Origin of the sequence: Bacillus cereus group sp. BfR-BA-01524, from assembly GCF_022662595.1 — a bacterium.
GTDB classification, from domain to species: domain Bacteria; phylum Bacillota; class Bacilli; order Bacillales; family Bacillaceae_G; genus Bacillus_A; species Bacillus_A thuringiensis_S.
In genome coordinates, this window is record NZ_JAKUDW010000371.1 from 1 (window position 1) to 285 (window position 285).

The window sequence follows — 285 nt, forward strand, 5'->3', positions numbered from 1 at the left end:
GAATCGAAGAGTCAATCATGTAATTTCATTTACCCAATCTGTACACAATTTCCCCCTGGAAGAGGGGACATAAAAAAGCTCGGGCTTAGCCCGAGCTTTTCATTATTTCTTTTCGTCTTTTTTAGCGTCAGCTTTTGGCTCTTCGAAAAGATCTTTTAAATCTTTATCGTCAACTTTTACGTCAGCTTTTTTGATTTCTTTCATCATAAGATCGTTCATGAATTGTGCATCTTGTACTTTTTCTTGAGCTAGTGATTTTTTAATATCAGCTTTTGCTTTATCGAA

Annotated in this window: 1 pseudogene; it reads right to left on the reverse strand. The window is 35.1% G+C overall.

Annotated elements, in window-relative coordinates:
• Window positions 1-102: 102 nt before the first annotated feature.
• Window positions 103-285: pseudogene (gene prsA, locus MR170_RS31520) on the reverse strand (peptidylprolyl isomerase PrsA); the annotation flags it as partial.